This is a genomic window from Nocardia sp. X0981, assembly GCF_977089955.1.
Map to the genome: position 1 here is coordinate 1096517 of NZ_OZ372435.1, position 19787 is coordinate 1116303.

19 protein-coding genes are annotated in these 19787 nt (G+C 67.4%); 7 read left to right on the forward strand and 12 right to left on the reverse strand.

From position 1 onward, the window contains the following. Positions 1–521: 521 nt before the first annotated feature. Together ACYR7D_RS04780 and ACYR7D_RS04785 are read right to left on the reverse strand one after the other, a co-directional pair. A complete protein-coding gene (locus ACYR7D_RS04780) occupies positions 522–806 on the reverse strand; it encodes a cupin domain-containing protein (RefSeq protein WP_459548414.1) in 285 nt (94 codons plus the stop codon). Positions 807–836: 30 nt separating this feature from the next. Beyond that, positions 837–1814 carry a GlxA family transcriptional regulator gene (locus ACYR7D_RS04785; RefSeq protein WP_459548415.1) on the reverse strand — a complete coding sequence of 326 codons (978 nt, stop codon included), beginning with the start codon at positions 1812–1814 and terminating at the stop codon, positions 837–839. 126 nt (positions 1815–1940) lie between these two features. On the opposite strand from ACYR7D_RS04785, the gene ACYR7D_RS04790 reads away from it, so the two are divergent. After that, positions 1941–2561, forward strand: coding sequence for an HD domain-containing protein (locus ACYR7D_RS04790; protein ID WP_459548416.1), 621 nt, complete (start codon positions 1941–1943; stop codon positions 2559–2561). Positions 2562–2818: 257 nt separating this feature from the next. Then, positions 2819–3157, forward strand: coding sequence for a hypothetical protein (locus ACYR7D_RS04795; protein WP_459548417.1), 339 nt, complete (start codon positions 2819–2821; stop codon positions 3155–3157). Between the two features lie 64 nt (positions 3158–3221). Here ACYR7D_RS04795 and ACYR7D_RS04800 read toward each other — a convergent pair whose 3' ends face one another. The 4 genes from ACYR7D_RS04800 to ACYR7D_RS04815 all read right to left on the reverse strand — a co-directional run bounded on the left by ACYR7D_RS04800 (position 3222) and on the right by ACYR7D_RS04815 (position 5363). Continuing rightward, positions 3222–3719, reverse strand: coding sequence for a flavin reductase family protein (locus ACYR7D_RS04800; protein WP_459548418.1), 498 nt, complete (start codon positions 3717–3719; stop codon positions 3222–3224). 10 nt (positions 3720–3729) lie between these two features. Then, complete coding sequence (locus ACYR7D_RS04805) at positions 3730–4239, reverse strand: NADPH-dependent FMN reductase (protein ID WP_459548419.1); 510 nt, start codon at positions 4237–4239, stop codon at positions 3730–3732. Between the two features lie 67 nt (positions 4240–4306). After that, the gene (locus ACYR7D_RS04810) at positions 4307–4873 is read right to left on the reverse strand and encodes a hypothetical protein (RefSeq protein WP_459548420.1); all 567 of its coding nucleotides are present in this window, start codon (positions 4871–4873) and stop codon (positions 4307–4309) included. Positions 4874–5030: 157 nt separating this feature from the next. Next, complete coding sequence (locus tag ACYR7D_RS04815) at positions 5031–5363, reverse strand: hypothetical protein (RefSeq protein WP_459548421.1); 333 nt, start codon at positions 5361–5363, stop codon at positions 5031–5033. A gap of 228 nt (positions 5364–5591) precedes the next feature. Here ACYR7D_RS04815 and ACYR7D_RS04820 point away from each other — a divergent pair, with 228 nt between their 5' ends. Beyond that, positions 5592–6374 carry an alpha/beta fold hydrolase gene (locus tag ACYR7D_RS04820; protein ID WP_459548422.1) on the forward strand — a complete coding sequence of 261 codons (783 nt, stop codon included), beginning with the start codon at positions 5592–5594 and terminating at the stop codon, positions 6372–6374. Here ACYR7D_RS04820 and ACYR7D_RS04825 read toward each other — a convergent pair. The 4 genes from ACYR7D_RS04825 to ACYR7D_RS04840 all read right to left on the reverse strand — a co-directional run bounded on the left by ACYR7D_RS04825 (position 6359) and on the right by ACYR7D_RS04840 (position 10905). Further along, positions 6359–7636 (reverse strand): SpoIIE family protein phosphatase, encoded by a 1278-nt coding sequence (locus ACYR7D_RS04825; protein ID WP_459548423.1) that lies wholly within the window; start codon positions 7634–7636, stop codon positions 6359–6361. The genes ACYR7D_RS04820 and ACYR7D_RS04825 overlap by 16 nt on opposite strands. A gap of 2 nt (positions 7637–7638) precedes the next feature. Next, complete coding sequence (locus ACYR7D_RS04830) at positions 7639–8457, reverse strand: alpha/beta fold hydrolase (protein WP_459548424.1); 819 nt, start codon at positions 8455–8457, stop codon at positions 7639–7641. Between the two features lie 163 nt (positions 8458–8620). Then, the gene (locus ACYR7D_RS04835; protein ID WP_459548425.1) at positions 8621–9385 is read right to left on the reverse strand and encodes a crotonase/enoyl-CoA hydratase family protein; all 765 of its coding nucleotides are present in this window, start codon (positions 9383–9385) and stop codon (positions 8621–8623) included. Further along, positions 9385–10905 carry an acetyl-CoA acetyltransferase gene (locus ACYR7D_RS04840; RefSeq protein ID WP_459548426.1) on the reverse strand — a complete coding sequence of 507 codons (1521 nt, stop codon included), beginning with the start codon at positions 10903–10905 and terminating at the stop codon, positions 9385–9387. The genes ACYR7D_RS04835 and ACYR7D_RS04840 overlap by 1 nt, the downstream gene beginning before the upstream one ends. 306 nt (positions 10906–11211) lie before the next feature. Between ACYR7D_RS04840 and ACYR7D_RS04845 the strand changes: the two genes are divergently transcribed. After that, the gene (locus tag ACYR7D_RS04845) at positions 11212–12318 is read left to right on the forward strand and encodes a DUF4185 domain-containing protein (protein WP_459548427.1); all 1107 of its coding nucleotides are present in this window, start codon (positions 11212–11214) and stop codon (positions 12316–12318) included. A 45-nt stretch (positions 12319–12363) separates the two neighbouring features. Further along, positions 12364–13029, forward strand: a complete 666-nt coding sequence (locus tag ACYR7D_RS04850; protein WP_459548428.1) for a class I SAM-dependent methyltransferase — start codon at positions 12364–12366, stop codon at positions 13027–13029. Positions 13030–13037: 8 nt separating this feature from the next. Here the strand turns inward: ACYR7D_RS04850 and ACYR7D_RS04855 are convergent, their stop codons facing one another. Further along, positions 13038–13637, reverse strand: coding sequence for an alpha/beta hydrolase family protein (locus ACYR7D_RS04855; RefSeq protein WP_459548429.1), 600 nt, complete (start codon positions 13635–13637; stop codon positions 13038–13040). Positions 13638–13871: 234 nt separating this feature from the next. On the opposite strand from ACYR7D_RS04855, the gene ACYR7D_RS04860 reads away from it, so the two are divergent. Next, positions 13872–15707 (forward strand): acyl-CoA dehydrogenase, encoded by a 1836-nt coding sequence (locus tag ACYR7D_RS04860; RefSeq protein WP_459550019.1) that lies wholly within the window; start codon positions 13872–13874, stop codon positions 15705–15707. Positions 15708–15903: 196 nt separating this feature from the next. Then, entirely contained in the window at positions 15904–16995 is a 1092-nt protein-coding gene (locus ACYR7D_RS04865) for a DUF4185 domain-containing protein (protein WP_459548430.1), read from the forward strand. Positions 16996–17037: 42 nt separating this feature from the next. On the opposite strand, the gene ACYR7D_RS04870 is transcribed toward ACYR7D_RS04865, so the two are convergent. Beyond that, positions 17038–19227, reverse strand: a complete 2190-nt coding sequence (locus tag ACYR7D_RS04870; protein ID WP_459548431.1) for a VanW family protein — start codon at positions 19225–19227, stop codon at positions 17038–17040. Positions 19228–19787: the final 560 nt, after the last annotated feature.

Sequence of the window (19787 nt, forward strand, 5' to 3'; positions counted from 1 at the left end):
TCCCTGGTTCGCTGCTGTTTCTCGGGTGGCTCGGGTCGCGGTTTCGGACATCGCTTTGTCGCGATCTCGGCACCTGGCGGATGTTCTCGGTCGTGAATCCCGGTGTCACCACGACCAGTCGACCGCTCCGGTACCAGTGGTTCGCTGACCGGCCGCGGGAGGTAAGCCGGGTACGGCTGGTGCCTGTCCCATCAACTCTGTGGTGCCGGAATTCGCGACCGAGGGCGAGTTGCAGTGGTGTCGGAATTCGCGACCAGGTGTCACCAGAATTCGTGATCAAAGCCAGTGCTCAGCTGATCCGGTTGGTCGACGCCGGGGCGTTGTGCGTTGATACGTTACGTAATGAACGCGCGTACGTAGCTTGCCGGGTTGGCTTGTTGCCGATACCGAATTGGCGGCGCTGGGTTGCGCTGTAGGAGTTCACGGGCGTCCGTGATCATCGGAGAGGCGCTCGATATCGCCCTCGGCCAACCCCGGATCGGCCGTACCGGTATTGCTGGCCCGGTGTGCCATCCGGAGCATTACATCCATTGCGTCGCCGGCCTGTAGCCGTCGAGAGTCGCGATGCGCTCCCCCGACACGATGAACCGATACTCGGCCCTGTACTGATGCCTCTGGTAACTGAGCCGTTGCCCCGGCTTCACGGTGATCGTCTCGACCTTGTAGCCGGCGGCCTCCAGGAGAACGCCGTAGGTGCCCCACGAGCGTTCGCTGTGTTCGGTCGGAGGGCACAGGTTATGTCCGCGGCCTCCGGTCCGTGGCGGTCTGCTCGTGAGCCCGTACGCGGCGGATCGAGCATCTGTCACTGAGTCTTCCGAGTAGCGGTGTTGTGGCAGTCAGCAGGAGAAGCGGTCACGGTAGGCCGCAGGGGCCACCCCGAAGTGCTGTTTGAAGACTCGGTGCAATGTCTCGATGGAGCCGAAGCCGACAGACTGTGCGATAGAACGAAGTCCGTCACTGGTGTGCACGAGCCGGCGTGCTGCCGCATCGACTCGGATCGACTCCACATAGTGCGCCGGTGCGACCCCCACCTGTTCGCGGAACACTCGTGCGAAATGACGAACGCTGAGACCGGCGCGGCGTGCCAGCGCGGAGTTGGAAAGGTTCTCGGTGAGATTGTCCGGTATCCAAGCCTGCAGACGCGCGATCTGGGCGTCGGTGGCCGTGGAGCGTGCCAAGAATTCACTGAACTGGCTCTGGCCACCCGGCCGCCGCAGATACATCACCAGCCAACGTGCGGTGCGGCGTGCCAACTCGGCATCGTGGTCGGCGGCGACCAACGCGAGAGCCAGGTCTATCCCCGCGGATACCCCCGCCGATGTCCAGACGTGTTCGTCCCGGACGAAAATGGAGTCGGGTTCGACCAGAACGCCGGGATGCTCGGCGACCAACTGGGACGTAGTCGACCAGTGCGTCGTCGCGCGTCGCCCATCGAGGAGACCCGCCGCTGCCAAGGTATGGGCTCCCGCGCAGACCGATGCGATTCGTGGCGTCCAGCGGGCCTGCACTGCCAGCCAGTCGATGAGCGCCTCGTCCACCAGCGCCTCCGGTGCGGTCCCGTCCACCGACAGACCACCGGGCACGATCAGGGTGTCGATCTGCCGGGCTACTTCGTCCCAGGATGCCTCAGCGACGACGCATGTGCCTCCAGCACATCGGACGACACCCTTATCCGGTCCCGCGACCAGCGTCCGATAGCCGGGAGCAGCCGCGTGGACCAGGCGGCTTGCCGTTGTGAACACTTGGATCGGCCCAGCGACGTCGAGAAGCTCTACTCCGTCGAAAGCGGCGATCACGACAAGATGCGGCGTCACCAGCACAGCCTTCTGGATCGTGGCCAGGTCCGCAATGACGGGAACATGTCAGATTCGGACGAGAGGAAATGGCTGGATCTGACATAACAATGTCCTTGCGGCCATCTACGGGGCGGGTTGACGATCGTGATCGTTCATTTCCCCGTACTCCAGGAGTTCTCGATGATCCCCGCGATTCCCGATTCGCCGACCGCCCGGGCGGCAGCCGACCTCGCCGCCGAGGCCGCACCCACATACCTGTTCAATCACAGCTACCGCACCTACCTGTTCGGTCGTTGTATCGTCACCGACCGGGACATCGACGACGAAGCAGCCTTCGTCGCCGCGATGATCCACGACCTCGGGCTCACCGACACCCACCGCGGTGCCGATGAATTCGGCCGGGTAGGAGCAGACCTGGCCTGCCGCTTCCTGCAGACACGTGGATGGGATACCGATCGAATCCACTTGGTCGAGCAGGCGATTCTGCGGCACACCAACCTCGTCGCCGAGCAAGTTCCCCTGTACCGGGTGGTTCAGGCAGGCGCAGCCGTCGATGTAGCGGGACTCGGTCATGAAGAAATCTCGCGGGACGATCTTTCCGGGATTCTCGGCCTCTATCCTCGCCTCGACTTCGTCTCGCGGATGCGCGACAGCTTCCTCGAGGAAACGCGCCGTCACCCCCAGGGCGCCTTCGCCGACCTCGAACGCACTGTGGCCCTGTCCAGTCGGTTCGGTACCAATCCAATAGACCGGCCCGCCGCGTAATCCCGTTCCGTGCCCGGCGTTTGTGCTGATGCCTCGGTGGTTCGAGCGCAGCCAAGGCGAACGCGCTGGTAGATGCCCATTTACGCCACTAAATCGACACATAGGAGTCATTACCGGGCAATGCGCTCGGCGGGTGTCCTCGCAAGAGAAGCATGGGGCACGGAGAACACGAGGCCGGCCGAATGGCCTGTCCGTGCCGTATTCGTAACGGCCCGATTCCGCGGGCCGGTCCGTGCTCTACGAACCGAGGAGGCGCCTTGTTCAAATATCTGTCCGCCGCCGTGCTGACCGGGCTCGCGCTGACCGTCACCGGCGCTGCCCTCGCCGCCGATGTCCACGCCGCCCCCGCCCCCGGGAGCCCCACCGAACTCGCGCTGCACGCTCGTCTGGCGATCGCGGGCGCCGACCGCGGCGACGCCGTCGTACTCGGCGAGCGGGTATGCGCCATCCTGGAAGGCGATCCGACGCCCGCCGGCAAGCTCGCCGCCAGGACGTATCTGCTCGAGGCCGGGGTCGAGGCCGGGTTCCGGGAAGGCTGGACCCTGGGCACGATGGTGGACGTGGTTTGCCCGGCCCTGGCACCCGTGCTGCGGTAGGAGACCTCCCACAGGGTGGCGCGGTTCTCGCCGGATGGATCACCGGCGAGGACCCGCCACCGGGTCAGCCGGCGCGCAGCAGCCGGAAACGGGAACCGTGGAAGACCAGCGGGTCGCGACCGGGATGGATGGCCAAACGGTTTATCCGCAGGATCACCACGGTGTGGTCGCCCGCCGGCACATGCGCCTCGGGCGTGCCCTCGATCCAGACCGAGGCACCCTGGATGAACACCGCTTCGCCGGTGCCGTCGTGCAGGCTCAGTCCACGGAAACGGTCGCCGGTGCGTGAGCTGAGCGAGCGAGCCGCCTCCTGCTGATCGGTGCCCAGCAAGCTCAGGCCCAGATGCCCCGCGTCGACCAGACGGGTCCAGGTGGCCGAGGTGTTCTGGATGCAGAACGAGACCAGCGGCGGATCCAGCGAAACGGGTACGAAGGTGCTGACGGCCAAGCCGTCCGGCTTCCCGTCGATCCGGGCGCACACCGCGACCACCCCGCTGGGGAAGTTGGCGAAAGCGCGGCGCAGGCCGGTGCCATCGGCGGGAGTTTCGAAGAGATCGCTCATGATCAACCCTTCACTTCGATCGGGAAACCGTGGCCGATAACGCGGATGCGATCGGCCGCCAGCGTTCGGCGTAGGCGGTGAGCACCCCGTCCTCGCCGAAGGTTCGGTCGGAGAGGTACAGGCCGGGCAGCGCCGTGGTCGCGCCCAGCTCCCCCAGAACCGGTTTGAGCAGCAGATCCGGTGCGAGCGCGTGCGTGGGGCCGGCGCCCAGCATGAGCGGGACGGCCAGCACACCGGCCAGGCCGGTGCCGCCGTCGAACTGCTCGAGGAAGAGTTTCAGCAGGCCGGTGTAGGTGGCCTTGAAGGTGGGGCTGGCGAAGATCACCAGTTCCGAATCGGCGACGGTGCGCGCGGCCGCGCCGACCGCGGGATCACCCCAACCGAGCAGACCGGGCCCGAGCTCGACCAGGTCGATGACCGTCGGCTCGGTATCCGGGCGTAGCGCCGTGGCCAGCGCTACGCCCGCGGACAAGGTGCGGGACGCGGGTTTCGGGTTACCGACCACAACCGTCACGGTCACGCCGGAGCCTCCTGTCCCCGGCCGGCGCCGGGCTCGACTCGTGCTGTCCGCTCAGTTCAGCATCGAGTCACCCGGTGGCACGAGGTTTCGGCTCGATGCGATCGGAACCGGCTACCCGGGTCACCACATAGACACCCTGCAGCGCTTCGGCCGGCCCCCGGTGCACCGGGCGATCACGATCGGGCGGGAAGTAACCGGCCGGCACACCGCGGCCGGGAGCGACGAGCGTCAGATCGGTGGTGGCGGCGATCGCGCCCAGCGATTCCGGCGTCACCGTCTCCACGAGCAGAGCCCCGCCCCGTTCCAGGAAGGTGGTGATCCGATCACCGGCTTCGAACGACGCGGCGACCGTGACCCCGACATACCCGTCGAAGGTTATCCCGGTGCCCGGCCGGGCCGGCCGCCTCGGGCGGCGGCTTCCTCCAGCCGGGGCGGTGGGCCGCCGGAGCGCGCCGGATACAGCTGCCATATGGGTGCGCGGCTCGGTGCACAGCGCCTTGCGGTCCCGGTCGCTGTAGAGCGCGACGTCGAATCCGGCATCGAGCAACCCCAGCGCCGCGGTGAGGCCGGCCGGATCCGCCCCGATCACCGCCGCCGTACGCATTGCGGCGGGGAGCGGTTTCTGTGCTGTCATGTCCGCATGCTGCACCGGAGATTGTCCGGCACGCAGTATTGCGCTCAGCGAGAATCATTTCCGGATTCCCGCGTACGGCCGTGGCGCACCGGCTGTCGTCCGGGAGCACCCGGACAGCCGAACGGGCGGATCGCTCCGGCGTCCGCCCGTATTCCGGCTACTGACCTTTACCGAGACACTCGCTGACGATCTTGTTGGTCGCGGCGCGCGCCTTGTCGGCGTCTTCCTCGCTCATTCCGAGGGTCTCCGGATCGGCCATACGAGTGTCGAACTCGTCGCTGACCATGGTCCGCAGACCCTCCTGCGAAATACCCTCCGCGATGTAGACCTTCGCGGCGCAGTCGGCGAACGCCGGATCCTGGAGTCCCTTCTCCTGCAACGATGCCGACAGGTCGGCCTCGGTCAGCGCGGGCGCGGATTCGGCATCGCTACCGCAGGCCGCCAGCAGCGGCAGAACGACAAGGGACGCGGCAATCAGGGTCTTCCGCACCGGATTCCTCTCTGGAGATCATCAACTGGACGCACGCCGGCCGGGAGGGATACCCGCGGCCGTCCGTGAGACGTCCACGCATGTGTGTAGTCGTAGTCACAGCAGACGTGCAACCCGGGGCCGCGAAATCCGGCAGGATTCACACCGGGAAACAGCTGAACGAAACTGAGGTCCGGTGCCTGCTGTTAGGGTGACCCCGGTATCGCGTCCCGATCGGAGAACCGGAATATGACGACCCTCGAGCACCATCGTGCAGGCCGTGGTGAGCCCCTCGTGCTGGTCCACGGGGTCGGCAGCCGATGGCAGGTGTGGGAACCGATCATCGGGACACTCGCCGAGCGCTTCGAGGTGATCGCGGTGGACCTGCCCGGATTCGGCGGGTCCGCCCCCCTTCCACGTACCACGGTGGACACGCTGACCGACGCCCTCGCGGACTTCCTCGCCACCCAAGGCCTGGACCGCCCCCATCTGGCCGGCAACTCCATGGGCGGCGGTATATCGCTGAACCTCGGCGCGCGCGGGCTGGCCCGCTCGGTGACCGCCTTCTCGCCCATTTTCTTCTGGGACACACCGGGCCGGATCTGGTGCCAGCAATCGCTGGGGCAATCCAAGAAACTCGGCCGGATTCTCGGCCCGGCCATGCCGAAGGTGCTCGATACCCCGGCCGGGCGCACCATGTTCCTGGGGCTGGTCTTCGGCAAGCCGTGGGCGGTCGACAGCCGGGTCGCGCTGGACACCGCGCGGGGCGCCATCGATTCCCTGGGATTCTCCCCCGCCCTGGACTCGTTCACCACGGCGCGACTGCACGATCCCGCGGCCCTGGCCGAACTCCCGGTGACGATCGCCTGGGGCAATCGCGACATCCTGCTCACCTACGCGACGCAGAGCAAACGGGCCCGGTCCGTGCTCCCACACGCCCGCCACATCACCCTGCGCGGCAGCGGGCACACCCCGTTCTACGACGACCCCGCGGCCTGTGCCCGGGTGATCCTGGATCAGCTGCCGGCCTGAACCGCGGTTTCCGGGATGCCCGAGAGGTGCAGGGCCAGAACCGCGGTATCGTCGGTGACTCCCGGACCCAGTGCCTCGAGCAGGCCCGCCACCGCGGCTATCGCGTCGGTGGCCGAAACGGGAGCCAGCCCGCGGGCGAAGTCGAGCAGGGCGTCCTCCCCGTAGAAACCGTCGGCGGTACGAGCCTCGGTGAGGCCGTCGGTGTAGAGCAGCAGCGTGTCACCGGGCCACAGCGAGACGTCCACGGTGGCGATGGTGGCGTGGGGGAGTACGCCGATCAATTGGCCACCGGGGGTTTCCAGATAGTCGACGGTGCCGTCGGCGCGTAACAGCAGCGTCGGCGGATGACCGCCGGCGGCCAGGGTGACGGTGGCGTGCGGTCCGGCGGGATGGTCGCGGTGCAGGGTGAGCCGGCCGAAGAGCACGGTGCAGAAGCGCGCGGTGCCCGGCTGGGCAGCGCGCACCATGACGGTGTTGAGATGGGTGAGGACCGCGCTGGGATCGGAGTCGTGGACGGCGGCCCCACGCAGTGTGTAGCGGACCAGGGATGTGATCGTCGCGGCGAGGGCCCCCTTGCCGCATACGTCCCCGAGAAAGAAACCCCAGGTGTCCGGCGAGATGGGAAACATATCGTAGAAATCTCCGCCGACCTCGTCCGCGGAGGCCACGTGGTAGTGCGCGGCGATATCCATACCCGCCACCGGCTCGAGCGCCGCCGGTAGCAGCGTGCGCTGCAGGGTCGCGTTCAGTCGCTGCAGCCGCTCGCGCTCCCGTTCGGCCTCCCGGCGGGCGCGCAGCAGCTCCGTTTCATAGGAACGGCGCTCCCGGGCATCGAACACGGTGCTGCGGATCAGCAGCGGCTCCCCGTCCACCCCGGTCTTCACCGTGGACGTCACCAGCACCGGCAACCGGGAACCGTCGGCGGCGCGCAATTCGAGGGCGATACCGCTGACCTGGCCCTGCATCCGCAGCAGCGGCGCGAAATGCGTCTCGTGATAGAGGCGCCCGCCGACGGTGAGCAGATCGCTGAAGTGACGTCGGCCCACCAGATCACCCCGGCGGTAACCCAGCCAGCCCAGCAGGGTGGCGTTCACCTTCGCGATACGCCCGTCCAGCAGAGTCGAGAGGTATCCGCACGGTGCGTTCTCGTACAGATCTTCGACGTCGTCCTCCAACAGGGCGGTGAATTCCGCGCGCTGGTCCGGGTCCTCCGGCTCGAACCCGCATCGATCACGATCCGGACCATCCGCGCGGCCCATCATCACTACAAGCTACGCACGAAGTCGGTGATCGCGGTGGCGGTCTCCTCGGGGGCGGCCAGCTGCGGGCAGTGCCCGGTCGCGGACAGGGTCACCAACCGGCTGCCGGCGATGCGGGAGTGCACGAATTCACCCACCTCCCGCGGGGCGATCGCGTCGTTCGAACATTGGGCCACCAGGGTCGGCACCTTCACCGCCGCCAGATCCTCGCGATTGTCGGACAGGAAGGTCACCCGGGCGAAAACGCGCGCGATCTCGGGGTCGGTACGGCAGAAGCTGTTCTCCAGTTCCTCCGCCAGCTCGGGGCGCTCCGGGTTGCCCATGATCACCGGCGCCATCGCTCCCGACCAGCCCAGATAGTTGGCATCCAGCGATTCGAGCAATTCCTCGATATCGGCGGCGCTGAACCCGCCCCGGTACCCGGTGACGGGATCGTCGAGGAAACACGGGCTCGGCGCCAGCAACACCAGCCCCTGGAAGAGGTCCGGTTCCGCCGTGACGGCCAGTACGCCCATCATCGCGGCCACCGAATGGCCGACCAGCACCACCGGCCCGAGCCCGATCTCCCGGCACACCTGTCGTACGTCCTCGGCGTAGCCCGCCATGGTGGAATACCGCTGCGGACTCCACGCCGACAGGTTCGACCGGCCCGAGCCCACATGGTCGAAGCGCACCACGGTGAATTGCTCTTCCAGCAGCGGTACGACGAGGCGCCACAGGCCTTGATCACAACCGAACCCATGCGCGAGTACCAGTACCGGCGCATCGGCTCGCCCCGACACCACCACGTGATTTCTGCTCACAACGTCGTCCACGACACCCATCCTCGCACCGTATTCGGCCTCGTCACAGATTTGTTACCGGCCGGTACCCGAAGCGAAGCCCACGGCCTTCGCTGCGGGTACCGGCCCGGCTCCTCTCCGCGACCGTTTCGGCGCCCGGAGCGAGCCCACGACCGACCGCACGGTATGCCGGGCCGGGCCGGCCTCAGCGGCCCCGCCAGACCGGCTCACGCTTCTCGGCGAAAGCCAGCGCCCCCTCCGCGGCGTCCTTGGACACCAGCGCGGGCAGCGCGATCTCCCCCTGCTTCGCGAATCCCTCCGCCGCACTCCAGCCGGGGGTTTCGTCGATGATCCGTTTACTGGCGGCCACCGCCAGTGGGGCGGCGGCCGCGATCTCCCCGGCCAGCTCCAACGCCACCTCCAGCGCCTCACCCGGCTCGGTGACCCGGTTGACCAGGCCCAGCTGATAGAGCCGCTCGGCACTGATCCGGCCGCCGGTCAGCGCCAATTCGGCCGCGATACTGCGGGGCAGCCGCTGGGTCAGGCGCATCACACCACCGGCAGCGGCCACCAGGCCGCGTTTCACCTCGGGAATGCCGAATACCGCATCACGCGCGGCGACGATCAGATCGCCGGAGAGCGCCAGTTCGAAACCACCGGCCAGCGCGAAACCCTCGACCGCTGAGATCATCGGCTTCACCGGCGGTTTCGCCGCGATCCCGAGCGGGCCGCGGCGCTCGGTCATCGGCACCTCCCCGCGCGACATGGCGACCAGGTCCATCCCGGCGCTGAAGGTGCCCTCCGCACCGGTCAGCACCAGCACCCGGGCCGAATCGTCGGCTTCGAACGCGTCGATCGCGGCTTCCAGTGCCTTCGCGGTGGCCAGGTCGATGGCGTTACGCGCCGCGGGCCGGTTCACCGTGAGTACGGTTATCGCGTCACACCGGTCCAGGAGCACGGTCTCGGTCATCAGGCTGTCCTCTCACTGCGCAGGATGAAACGGTCGGCGGCGGTGATATCGATGGCCGCGCCCAAGCGGTCGCCGGTGGTGCAGAGCGCGATGGTTTCGCTGTCCGTCGCCCGGACCAGTATGCGGGCCCCCGCCGGATTCAAGGCGCTGACCACCACGGCCTCGGGCTCGTCACCGGCGCTGCCCTTGCGATACGGCACCGTGTATGCCTCGATCACCGCGGGCCCGGTGTAACCGGGCGCGGTTTCCCGCCGCGCCACCGGGACCTCGGCCTCCACCGGCCGGAAGAGCTCGGCGGGCGGTTTCGCCGAATAGATCCCTACGCCGTGTTTGGTGATGTACCAGCCGAGAGCGGTGGTCAAGCCGTAGTCGTCCGGGTTGCGCCGCAGGATCTCGGCCATGGTGGCGATCCCGTGCGTGCTGTAGTTGTTCCCCGGGCCGCCGCCGAAGGTCAGTCCGCCGGTCACCGTCAGCGGCCGGGACGGATCGTCGATCGGCAGCCCCAGGGCCGCCGCGCCGACCTGGACGGCCACCGGAAAACACGAGTACAGGTCGATATGCGCGATATCGTCGATTCCGATTCCCGCCCCGGCCAGGGCCGCCCGGCCGGCCGCGGCGATCGCCGGGGACGCGGCCATATCCGTGCGCTCGGAGACGTACCACGTATCGGTGCCGGTCGCGCCACCGTGCGGGAAGATCCACCGATCCCGGGGCACTCCGGCCGAGTCCGCAGCGGCGGCGCTGCACAGGATGAGGCCGGCACCCTGGTCGACGGTGAGGTTGGCCACGAGCAGCTTCGGATACGGACTGGAGACCATGCGGTTGCCGGGCCCGGGCGTGATCAATTCGGCGACCTCACGCTCCCGCGGCAGCCAGGCATACGGATTGCGAGCCGCGACCTCGGAGAATCGGGACCAGAGTTCGCCGATCCGGGCCCGATGCGTTTCGATGTCCAGCCCCAGCCGGTTGCGCATGGCCGATTCCATCAGCGCGTACATATAGATGGGGCCCCACAGCCCGGCCGCGGTCTCCATATCGCTGTTGGGTCCGTCGAGGGCCCCCACCACCTGATCGGGGCGGGCGTGTTCGTCCTGTTCGGGCCAGTCCGGTTCGGTGCCGGCCCGTTTGGCGGCGGTCCACGACGCCACCGACTCGGCCCCGCAGAGCAGGGCGATATCCGTCTTGCCCTCGGTGATCTCCCGGCCCAGCAGATTGAGCAGTCGTTGCGGCGCGTCACCGCCGGCGGGCGCCGACTGGATGGTGCGCTTCGGGGTCGCGCCCAGTTCTCCGGCTATCAATACGCCCAAGTCAGGGTAGGTGCGGCTCACCGGCGCAACGGAGGCGATCACATCGGCCGAGCGCAACAGCGCGTCCCCGGTCCCGCTGTCTGCACCCGCGCGGCGCAGCGATTCGGCTGCCAACTCGACAGGGCCCGGCAGTCCCGGTTCACCCGGCCGGTGCACGATCTGGCCTACGCCGACGAGCACTGGTGTGCGCGGGTCCATTCCGGCTGGCAGCATACGTCCTCCGCTTCTTCGCTGAAGTGAGCCGCTGAAATTCGCGGTTAACTTCTCGATTAGACCATGGAGTGATCTACGTCGCTCTGCGGACCGGAGGAATTCGCTCTCTGACCGGCGCCGTATCGAAGTTTCCGGCACGCGTCTCGTGACACCTCCGCAAAACCATGGGCAATACCTCTGATCAGGGCAAACTCACTGCTAACATATCCGCGATCTACCAGCCAGTCGAAATGTGCCGTGTATCACATACAGGTGCCTCACATATGGCCGCGGCGGTTTTCGACCCGACCCGGAGGTCCGACGACCTTGAAGAGAACGGGATCCATTGTGATATCGCTGCTGGTGGGCGCATCGGTCGCGTTATCGGCGGCCATCCCATCGGCCACCGCGAATCCCAACGCGATCAACCCCATTCCGGTATTGAACGGCACCAACGGCCTCCCCCAGTTGCACGGTGCCACCCGGGCCGTTTTCCAGGTGACCGGAATGGCGAGCCCGAACAACACCCACAACTACAACATGCTCGGCACCGATCTCGGGATCATGTGGGACAACGGCCGGGGCGAAATGCTGACCGCTTTCGGTGATACCGCCGGCCTCGGCTTTCCCAACCTGCTCGCCGGGAGCATGTGGGCATGGCGTAGCAATGTATTGCTACGCAGCCACACCCGCGATCCCCGGAACGGGATCTACTTCGACAGCGTGGTCCGCGATGTCTTCGGCCAGGCCAGGGACCTCGTACCCAGCCCGAAGATCCCCTTCCTCGAGATCAGCCGCATTCCCACCGCCGGTATATCCGTGAACGGTGTCCAATACATGAGTCTGATGTCGGTGAAGAGCTGGGACACCCCGGGGGAATGGACCACGAATTATTCCGGTCTGGCCGCTTCGGCGGATAACGGGGAAACGTGGGCCGATCTCGCCTTCACTCGCCGGCCCAATGAAGGCGCGAACCGCAATTTCCAGATGAACGCCTTCCTGAAGAACGCTGGATTCGTCTATGTATACGGAACCGCGTCAGGGCGCGACAACGCCGCATACGTGTCCCGGGTCCGCGAGGCGGATATACAGGATCTGGCCGCCTACGAATACTGGGACGGCACCACCTGGAAACGCGACGACGTGAACGCCGCCCGGCCCATAATGCACGGCGTCGGGGAACTGTCGGTTATGTGGAACGACTATCTGGGGCAATTCGTTTCGCTCACCACCGATCCGTTCAACTCGGTGGTGATGCGCACCGCTCCGGCCCCGGCGGGTCCGTGGAGTGAACCGCGCGTTCTGATCGATACACGCGAACTTCCCACAGCCTATGCCCCGTCGATTTTCCCGTATCAAACCGGCGACGAACTCTACTTCCTCACCACTGTGCACAATCAGTACAACGTGGTATTGATGCGCACTCGGTTGTAACCGCCGGCGTCGCCCGATATGCCACCGCCTCCATACACTGGCAGCATGGAGGCGGCCGACTGGGATGCGCGGTATGTGCAGAGCGAACTCGTCTGGGGCGCACCGCCCAACAACACGGTGGTGGAGTTCGTACACGGCCTGGAACGCCGGATCCCCCGGCTACCCGGCCCCGATGGGCAGGTTCCCGAACTGCCGCGCGTTCTCGACCTGGCCTGCGGAGAGGGCCGCAACGCCCTGTGGCTGGGCACCCACGGCTGGTTGGTGCACGGAGTGGATTTCTCGCAGGTGGGCATCGATAAGGGCCGGACCGTGGCAACCCGGCTGGCCCGCTCGATCCGGGAGCGGATCAGCTGGCAGTGCGCCGATCTCACGGACCCGGCGGTCGATCTCGGCGGGCCCTACGAACTGGTGCTGATGGTCTTCCTGCATCTTCCCGGCACACAGCGCCGCGATCTGCTCCGCCGAGCGGCGGGGTTGCTCACCCCCGGCGGCATGCTGTTGGTGCTCGGTCACCACAGCGCGAACCCGGCCCGGGGGCACGGCGGCCCGCAGGACCCGGAGATCCTGTTCACTCCCGAGGACATCGTCGCCGATCTGGGCACGGATTCCGGACTGGAAATCGATACCGCCCGGGAGGTGTTCCGGCCGACCGAGGGCAGGGACGCGATCGACGCACTGGTGGTCGCGACCAAACCTCTTCCGGCCCCGTAGCGCCGCGGTCAGGCCCGCCAGCGCTCGAACCAGGGCGCCAGCGTCTCCGCGATCTCCTCGAACCCGCTACGGAAGGAATGCGGTTGCCCCGGGATCACCCGGACCTCCGCGGCGTCGGCGGCCTCGGGGACACCGAACGGATCGCTGCCGCCGTTGATCACCACCACCTCGGCCGTCCCCGCCGCCAGTAGTTCGGCACGGCGCGTCTGCTCCGGTTTTCCCGGCGGATGCAGCGGAAACGACAGCGCCACGATTCCCCGTACGCCGAGTTCGGTGGCGGTCCGGCACGCTACCCGCGCCCCGTTGCTGCGACCGCCCTGGACCAAGGGCAGCTCGGCGCCGAATTCCGCACGCAACCCGGCCACCACTTCGGCCCAGGCCCTGTCCTGCGGTTCGGGTCTGCCCGGCGCGCGACGCCCGGCGACCCGGTAGGGCTGCAGCACACGCGCCACCATCCCACCCGCGGCCAGCGCGGTATCCCGCACCGTGCGGATGTCCCGGCTCTCCACTCCGCCACCCGCACCATGGGTGAAAACCAAGAGGAACGCGGGGTCGCCCGCACCGTCGATCTCGGCTTCCGCGGGCCCGGCGCTCGTTTCGATCCGCACGATTCACCCTAACCAGCCGCCGAACGGGGTGGTCCCCGGCATATCCGGAGCGCCCGTGTTCGTCACATCACAATGCCGCGGGACCGCGTTGCCCCCCGCCTTACCCGTCGGTAATATACTCTTTAAGTTACCCGCGAGTAGACTGCCGCGTTCCGGTAGCTACCCGATGGCGACAACGGGCGGGAACGGCACGGATACCGACCGCACCCGACTCAACGGAGAGTGAGTATCACAATGGGTCATTACAAGAGCAACGTCCGCGACCTGGAGTTCAACCTCTTCGAGGTACTCGGCCTCGGGAGCATCCTGGAATCCGGCGCCTACGGCGACCTGGACGCCGATACCGTCAAGGAAATGCTCAACGAGGTCCGCCGGCTGGCCGAGGGCCCGCTGGGCGAATCCTTCGCCGACGCCGACCGCAACCCGCCGGTCTTCGACCCCGAAACCCACAGCGTCTCCCTCCCCGAGTCGTTCAAGAAGAGCTACCGCACCCTCCAGGAGGGTGGCTGGGATTCCTACTCCGTCACCCCCGAACTGGGCGGAATCGAATTCCCCCGCGCCGCCTACTGGGCCATCGCGGAACTGATCCTCGGCGCCCAGCCCGCGGCCTTCATGTACGCCGCCGGCCCCGGTTTCGCGAACATCTTCTACAACAACGCGACCGACGAGCAGAAGAAATGGGCCAAGATCGCGGTCGAACAGGGCTGGGGCGCCACCATGGTGCTCACCGAGCCCGACGCCGGATCCGATGTGGGCGCCGGCCGCACCAAGGCCGTACAGCAGGAGGACGGCTCCTGGCATATCGAGGGTGTGAAGCGGTTCATCACCTCGGCCGACTCCGACGACCTCTTCCCGAACATCATGCACCTGGTACTCGCCCGCCCCGAGGGTGCGGGACCGGGCACCAAGGGCCTGTCGCTGTTCTTCGTGCCGAAGTTCCACTTCGACCCCGAAACCGGCGAACTCGGCGAGCGCAACGGCGTTTTCGTGACCAATGTCGAGCACAAGATGGGCCTGAAGGTTTCGGCCACCTGTGAGGTGACCTTCGGCGGCCACGGCGTCCCGGCCAAGGGCTGGCTCGTGGGCGAGGTGCACAACGGTATCGCGCAGATGTTCGAGGTCATCGAGCATGCGCGCATGATGGTCGGCACCAAGGCCATCGCCACCCTGTCCACCGGCTACCTGAACGCGCTCGACTACGCCAAGCAGCGTATCCAGGGCGCCGACCTGACCAAGATGGCCGACAAGACGGCGCCGCGGGTCTCCATCACCCACCACCCGGATGTCCGGCGCAGCCTGGCCACCCAGAAGGCGTACGCCGAAGGCCTGCGCGCGGTGTACCTCTACACCGCCGCCCACCAGGACGCCGATATCGCCGCCGCCGTCTCCGGTGCCGACGCCGATACCGCGGCCCGGGTCAACGATCTGCTGCTGCCGATCGTCAAGGGTGTGGGTTCGGAACGGGCCTACCAGTACCTGACCGAATCCCTGCAGACCCTGGGCGGTTCCGGCTTCCTGCAGGACTACCCGATCGAGCAGTACATCCGCGACGCCAAGATCGACTCGCTGTACGAGGGCACCACCGCCATCCAGGCGCAGGACTTCTTCTTCCGCAAGATCGCCCGTGACCGGGGTGTGGCGCTGGGGCATGTGGCCGGCCAGATCCAGAAGTTCATCGACTCCGAGGCGGGCAACGGCCGGCTCAAGTCCGAACGCAAACTGCTGGCCACCGCTCTCGAGGACGTACAGGCCATGGCCGCCACCCTCACCGGGCATCTGATGGGTGCGCAGGAGCAGAGCGATGAGCTGTACAAGGTCGGCTTGGGCTCGGTGCGGTTCCTGCTCTCGGTCGGCGACCTGCTGATCGGCTGGCAGCTGCTGCGTCAGGCCGAGATCGCCGGTGCGGCCCTCGATGCCGGCGCCGAGGGCGCGGACAAGTCCTTCTACCAGGGCAAGGTCGCGGTCGCGCAGTTCTTCGCACGCAATATCCTGCCGGAGCTGACCGCCACCCGGACCGTCCTGTCCAACCTCGACAACGACATCATGGAGCTGGACGAAGCGGCTTTCTGATCCGTTCCTTTTCCGCCGCGGCGGCCCGGAGGTTCTCCGGGCCGCCGCGGTCGTTTGGGCGGATCGGATCGAAACGTGGTGGCACGGGGCATTTTCGTCCAGCTCGACATCCGAACCTCGATCCCGCCCTGCGCTGCGTGATCAATGGCAAGATGGCCCGCAGAATTGCCGCGAGTTCCGTAGGAGGACACCGACAATGAGCCGCCGCCCGCTGTCCGTACTCGTACGCGCCGGGATCGTCGGTGCCACCGCCGCTCTCGTGCTGACCGGTTCGGCCGGGGCGGATCCCAACAATGTGAACCCGATTCCCGGTATCAACGGCGAGCCGCGGGGACTGCCGGCCCTGCCGGGCGAGACCCAGGCCGTTTTCCAGGTGACCGGGATGGACAGCCCCAACCGGACCCAGCAGGTGAATGTGCTCGGCACCGATCTGGGCATCATGTGGGACGACGGAGCCGGTACCCTGCTCACCGCGTTCGGTGATTCCGCGGGGTTGGGCATACCGAATATGCTGGCCGGCAGCGTATGGGCGTGGACCAGCAATGTGATCTTCCACAGCCGTACCAAGGACCCCTCGCAGGGAATCGTTTTCGACGGCGCGGTGCCGAATCCGCTCCCGAGTCCGAAGATCCCGGGTATCGAGATCAGCCTCATCCCCACCGCCGGTATCGCGGTGGGCGGGGTGCAATATCTGAGCCTGATGTCGGTGAAGGAATGGGGCGACCACGGCCGGTGGATCACCAATTTCTCCACTCTCGCCGCTTCCGCCGACGGCGGCCGCAGCTGGGCCCAGCTACCGACCACACGCCGGGCCAATGTGGACGGCCACGAACGTTTTCAGCAGAACGCCTTCGTGAAAGACGCGGGGTACGTCTACCGGTACGGCACACCGGCGGGCCGCGATCACCCGGGATATGTGTCCCGCGTCCGTGAAGCCGCGATCGCGGATATCGACGCCTACGAGTACTGGGACGGCCGGGAATGGAAACCGAACGATCCCGAGGCTTCGGTGCCGGTGGTCGAGGGCGTAGCGGAACTCTCGGTGCAGTGGAACGAGCACCTGGGGCAATTCGTCATGCTGACGACGGATCCGGGCAACTCGGTCGTCCTGCGCACCGCCGACGCACCGCAGGGGCCGTGGAGCGCTCCCCGCGTGCTGGTGGAGGCCGCCGACCTGCCCACCGCCTACGCGCCGATGATCTTCCCCTATCAGACCGGCAGCGATCTGTATTTCCTGCTCACGGTGCACCGGCAATACAACGTGCTGCTGATGCGTACCCCCCTGTAACCGCGGCCCCGCACGAATCGTTCGCGGAGAGGGCGTCGCCGGTCAGCGACCGCTGTCCTCGCCACCGCTCGGCGCGGACGTCGGCTCGTCCGATTCCTTCTTCTCGTCGGGCGCCTCGCATTTCACCTCCGGTACCGGGTCGTATTTCACCGTGCGGGTGGTCCGGGAGATCTCCCCGCCCGTATTGATATCGGTGATCACGCGAGTATCGGAAATGGTGAAGCCCGGCGCGCCCTGCGACGGGATACAGTCGTCGCCCTCGGGCAGGGTGATGGTTTCCGGTTCGGTCGGCTTGGTTTTCTCACCGGTGATCGATTCCACGTTCACCGTCTTGGTGCCCCAGATACGCACCGTCACCTGGTAGCTGTCCGCGAACGCCTGGATGTACAGGCCGTGCGGGGTGTTGTTGCGGAACTGCAGATCGATCGCGCCGTCGAAAACGGTCGCTTCCCGGGCCGCCGGGTACCGGGAGATGTAATAGCTGTGCTCGGTATGGCCCGCGTCCTCCAGCCCGGCGAAGTACGCGGCGTTGTAGAGCGTGGTGGCGAACTGGCTGATCCCACCGCCGACGGCTTTACTGGGACGCCCGTGGTCGATGATGCCGGATTCCACATAGCCCTCGGCCGCGCCGCGCGGGCCGGTATGCCCGTTCAGTGAGAAGGTGTCACCAGGTTTGACGACGGCTCCGTTCACCTCCTGGGCGACCGTACGGATGTTCACCCCGGAGGGCCCGCTGAAACCGCTGGTGGTGAACTCGCCCATCACCTCGGTGATACCGAGGGCCTCCGCGGCCTGGGTGGTGAGCGCGGGTTCGATCCGCTCGTAGATCGCGGGGGTGGACCGCTGGGGGCCGGCGGCGGCGAGCATGGCGGGCAGCTGTTCCAGCGTGCGCTCCCAGTTGATCTTGTCGCCGACGACCGAGGGAACGACGGTGGGCGTACCCGAGAACGTGAAGGTCGCGTCCTCGGGTTCCACCTCGGTATCGGCCAGCTGCGGAGCGAGCAGGTCGGTGGCGACCCGGTGGTCGAACTCGACCCGCAGACCACCGTTGCCGTCGGGCACGAAATCGACGATCGCGGCGATCTGCTCGGGCTCCAGGGTGGCCTCGGTGCCACCTTTGCCCGTGTACACCACCGGACCGCTCACGGCGGGTTCGGCGATCTGGTGCAGGGCCTGCTGGATCGCGTCCCGCCGCACCGCGGGCGGAGCGGTCGCCACCGGCAGGTCCAGGGTGCTCGCGGTAGCCCACTGTTCGGTGAGTACGGTCCGCGCGGCGGGCTGGTCCAGCATCCGGCCGGGCACGGGGTTCACCGCGACCGGCTGGATTCCCTGGAACTCGACACTGCCCTCCACTGGCGGCTGATCGTAGACGCTCAATTCGGCGAAGGTATCGCTCAGCTCGGCCTCGTCGACAGCGGTGGCCACCGGAACCTCTCGGTCGGCCACGAGGGACAGCAGCCGGGCGGCCGGGTTGAGCGGCTGACCGCCCACCCGTTCCCAGGTGGCGTCCCAATCCACGCCCAGACCGGCGGCGGCAGGCACCACCTGGGTCTGTATATCGGCGATCTTCACCGGCACCACTTCGCCTGCCCGGGCGTCGAGCGCGGTCTGCAGTTTCGCGTGGGCTTCCTCGCGATCCATTCCGCCGATGGCGATCCCCGCGACCTCGACCCCACGCGGCACCTTGCCGGAGGTCAGCACCAGATCGGCGATATAGCCGACCAGCGCGATACCGAACACGACCGCGGCCACCACCAGCACCCGCCGGGCGGACGCGGAATCACGCAGCCGGGCCCGAACGGCATGCAACCGGCCCGCCCGGTCGCCGGAACCACGGGAGCCCCCGCGGGCGAGCGGACCACGCGGCGCAGCCGCGGATGAGCCGGACGAACCCTGCGCCATCACGTCCCGGGTGGTGGGATTATCGGGGTGTCCGGGCCACGAGGACGGCCCGCCGTCGGCCAGGCGACGGGTGAGGGCGGTCGAATCGAAAACCTCGGTCGGTGCGTCCGGATCCAGCGAACCGGGCTCGTCCGAGGCAGCCGGGCCCGCGGACGGCAACGCGACCTCGGGGCCCGCGGACGGCGGCGCGACAGCGGGGCGGGGGAACTGCTGGGTGACGAAATCGGGCCCGGTCGGGTCGGCGGAATCGGGTACGGGGCCGGGTGGCTCCGGGAGGGGGTGGCCGTGGGGAGCCTGCTCCGCACCGGGCCGGGGGCCGGAAGAGCCCATGGGCGCCGAAGCGGAGGTTTGCGGCGGGGTGACACTGGAAACAGAGTCAGGAGAGGGCTCCGGCCCATTCGGCCCGGAGGGCGGCTGCTCACCGGCGGCCTTGACCGGATGCAGCCAGGAACTACCGCCTCGCCAACCGGGTACGACGGTCTCCGCGGGATCCGCGGGTGCGGACGGCGGGTGCGCACGGCCGGTGCCGAGCGGCTGGTGTGGGCCGCCGGCGGTAGGCCGCGGGTGGCCGAGGCCGTGTCCGTCGCCTCGGTCGGTGTGCGATTCGCCGCTCACGAACCGTCCTCCCCAATCGAAATGTCTTTCGGAACCCGCGGGGATGCGAGCCTTCGCCAACGATAGTTGTCCGAACTGTAATCTCCAGTGCCGGATCGATCACAGCTACGCCATCTGGTCGCGATCGGCGTCACATTTGAGCCAGCGAGTGCTCGGGCCTCGGACAGCAGAGCGGCCCCGTGCAGTCGCCGGGTCGGGGGTCAGGCGAATACACGGGGCCGACCGGTATATCGGCGGCACAGCCGGAGTGTTACACCGGGCTCATCGGAAGATCG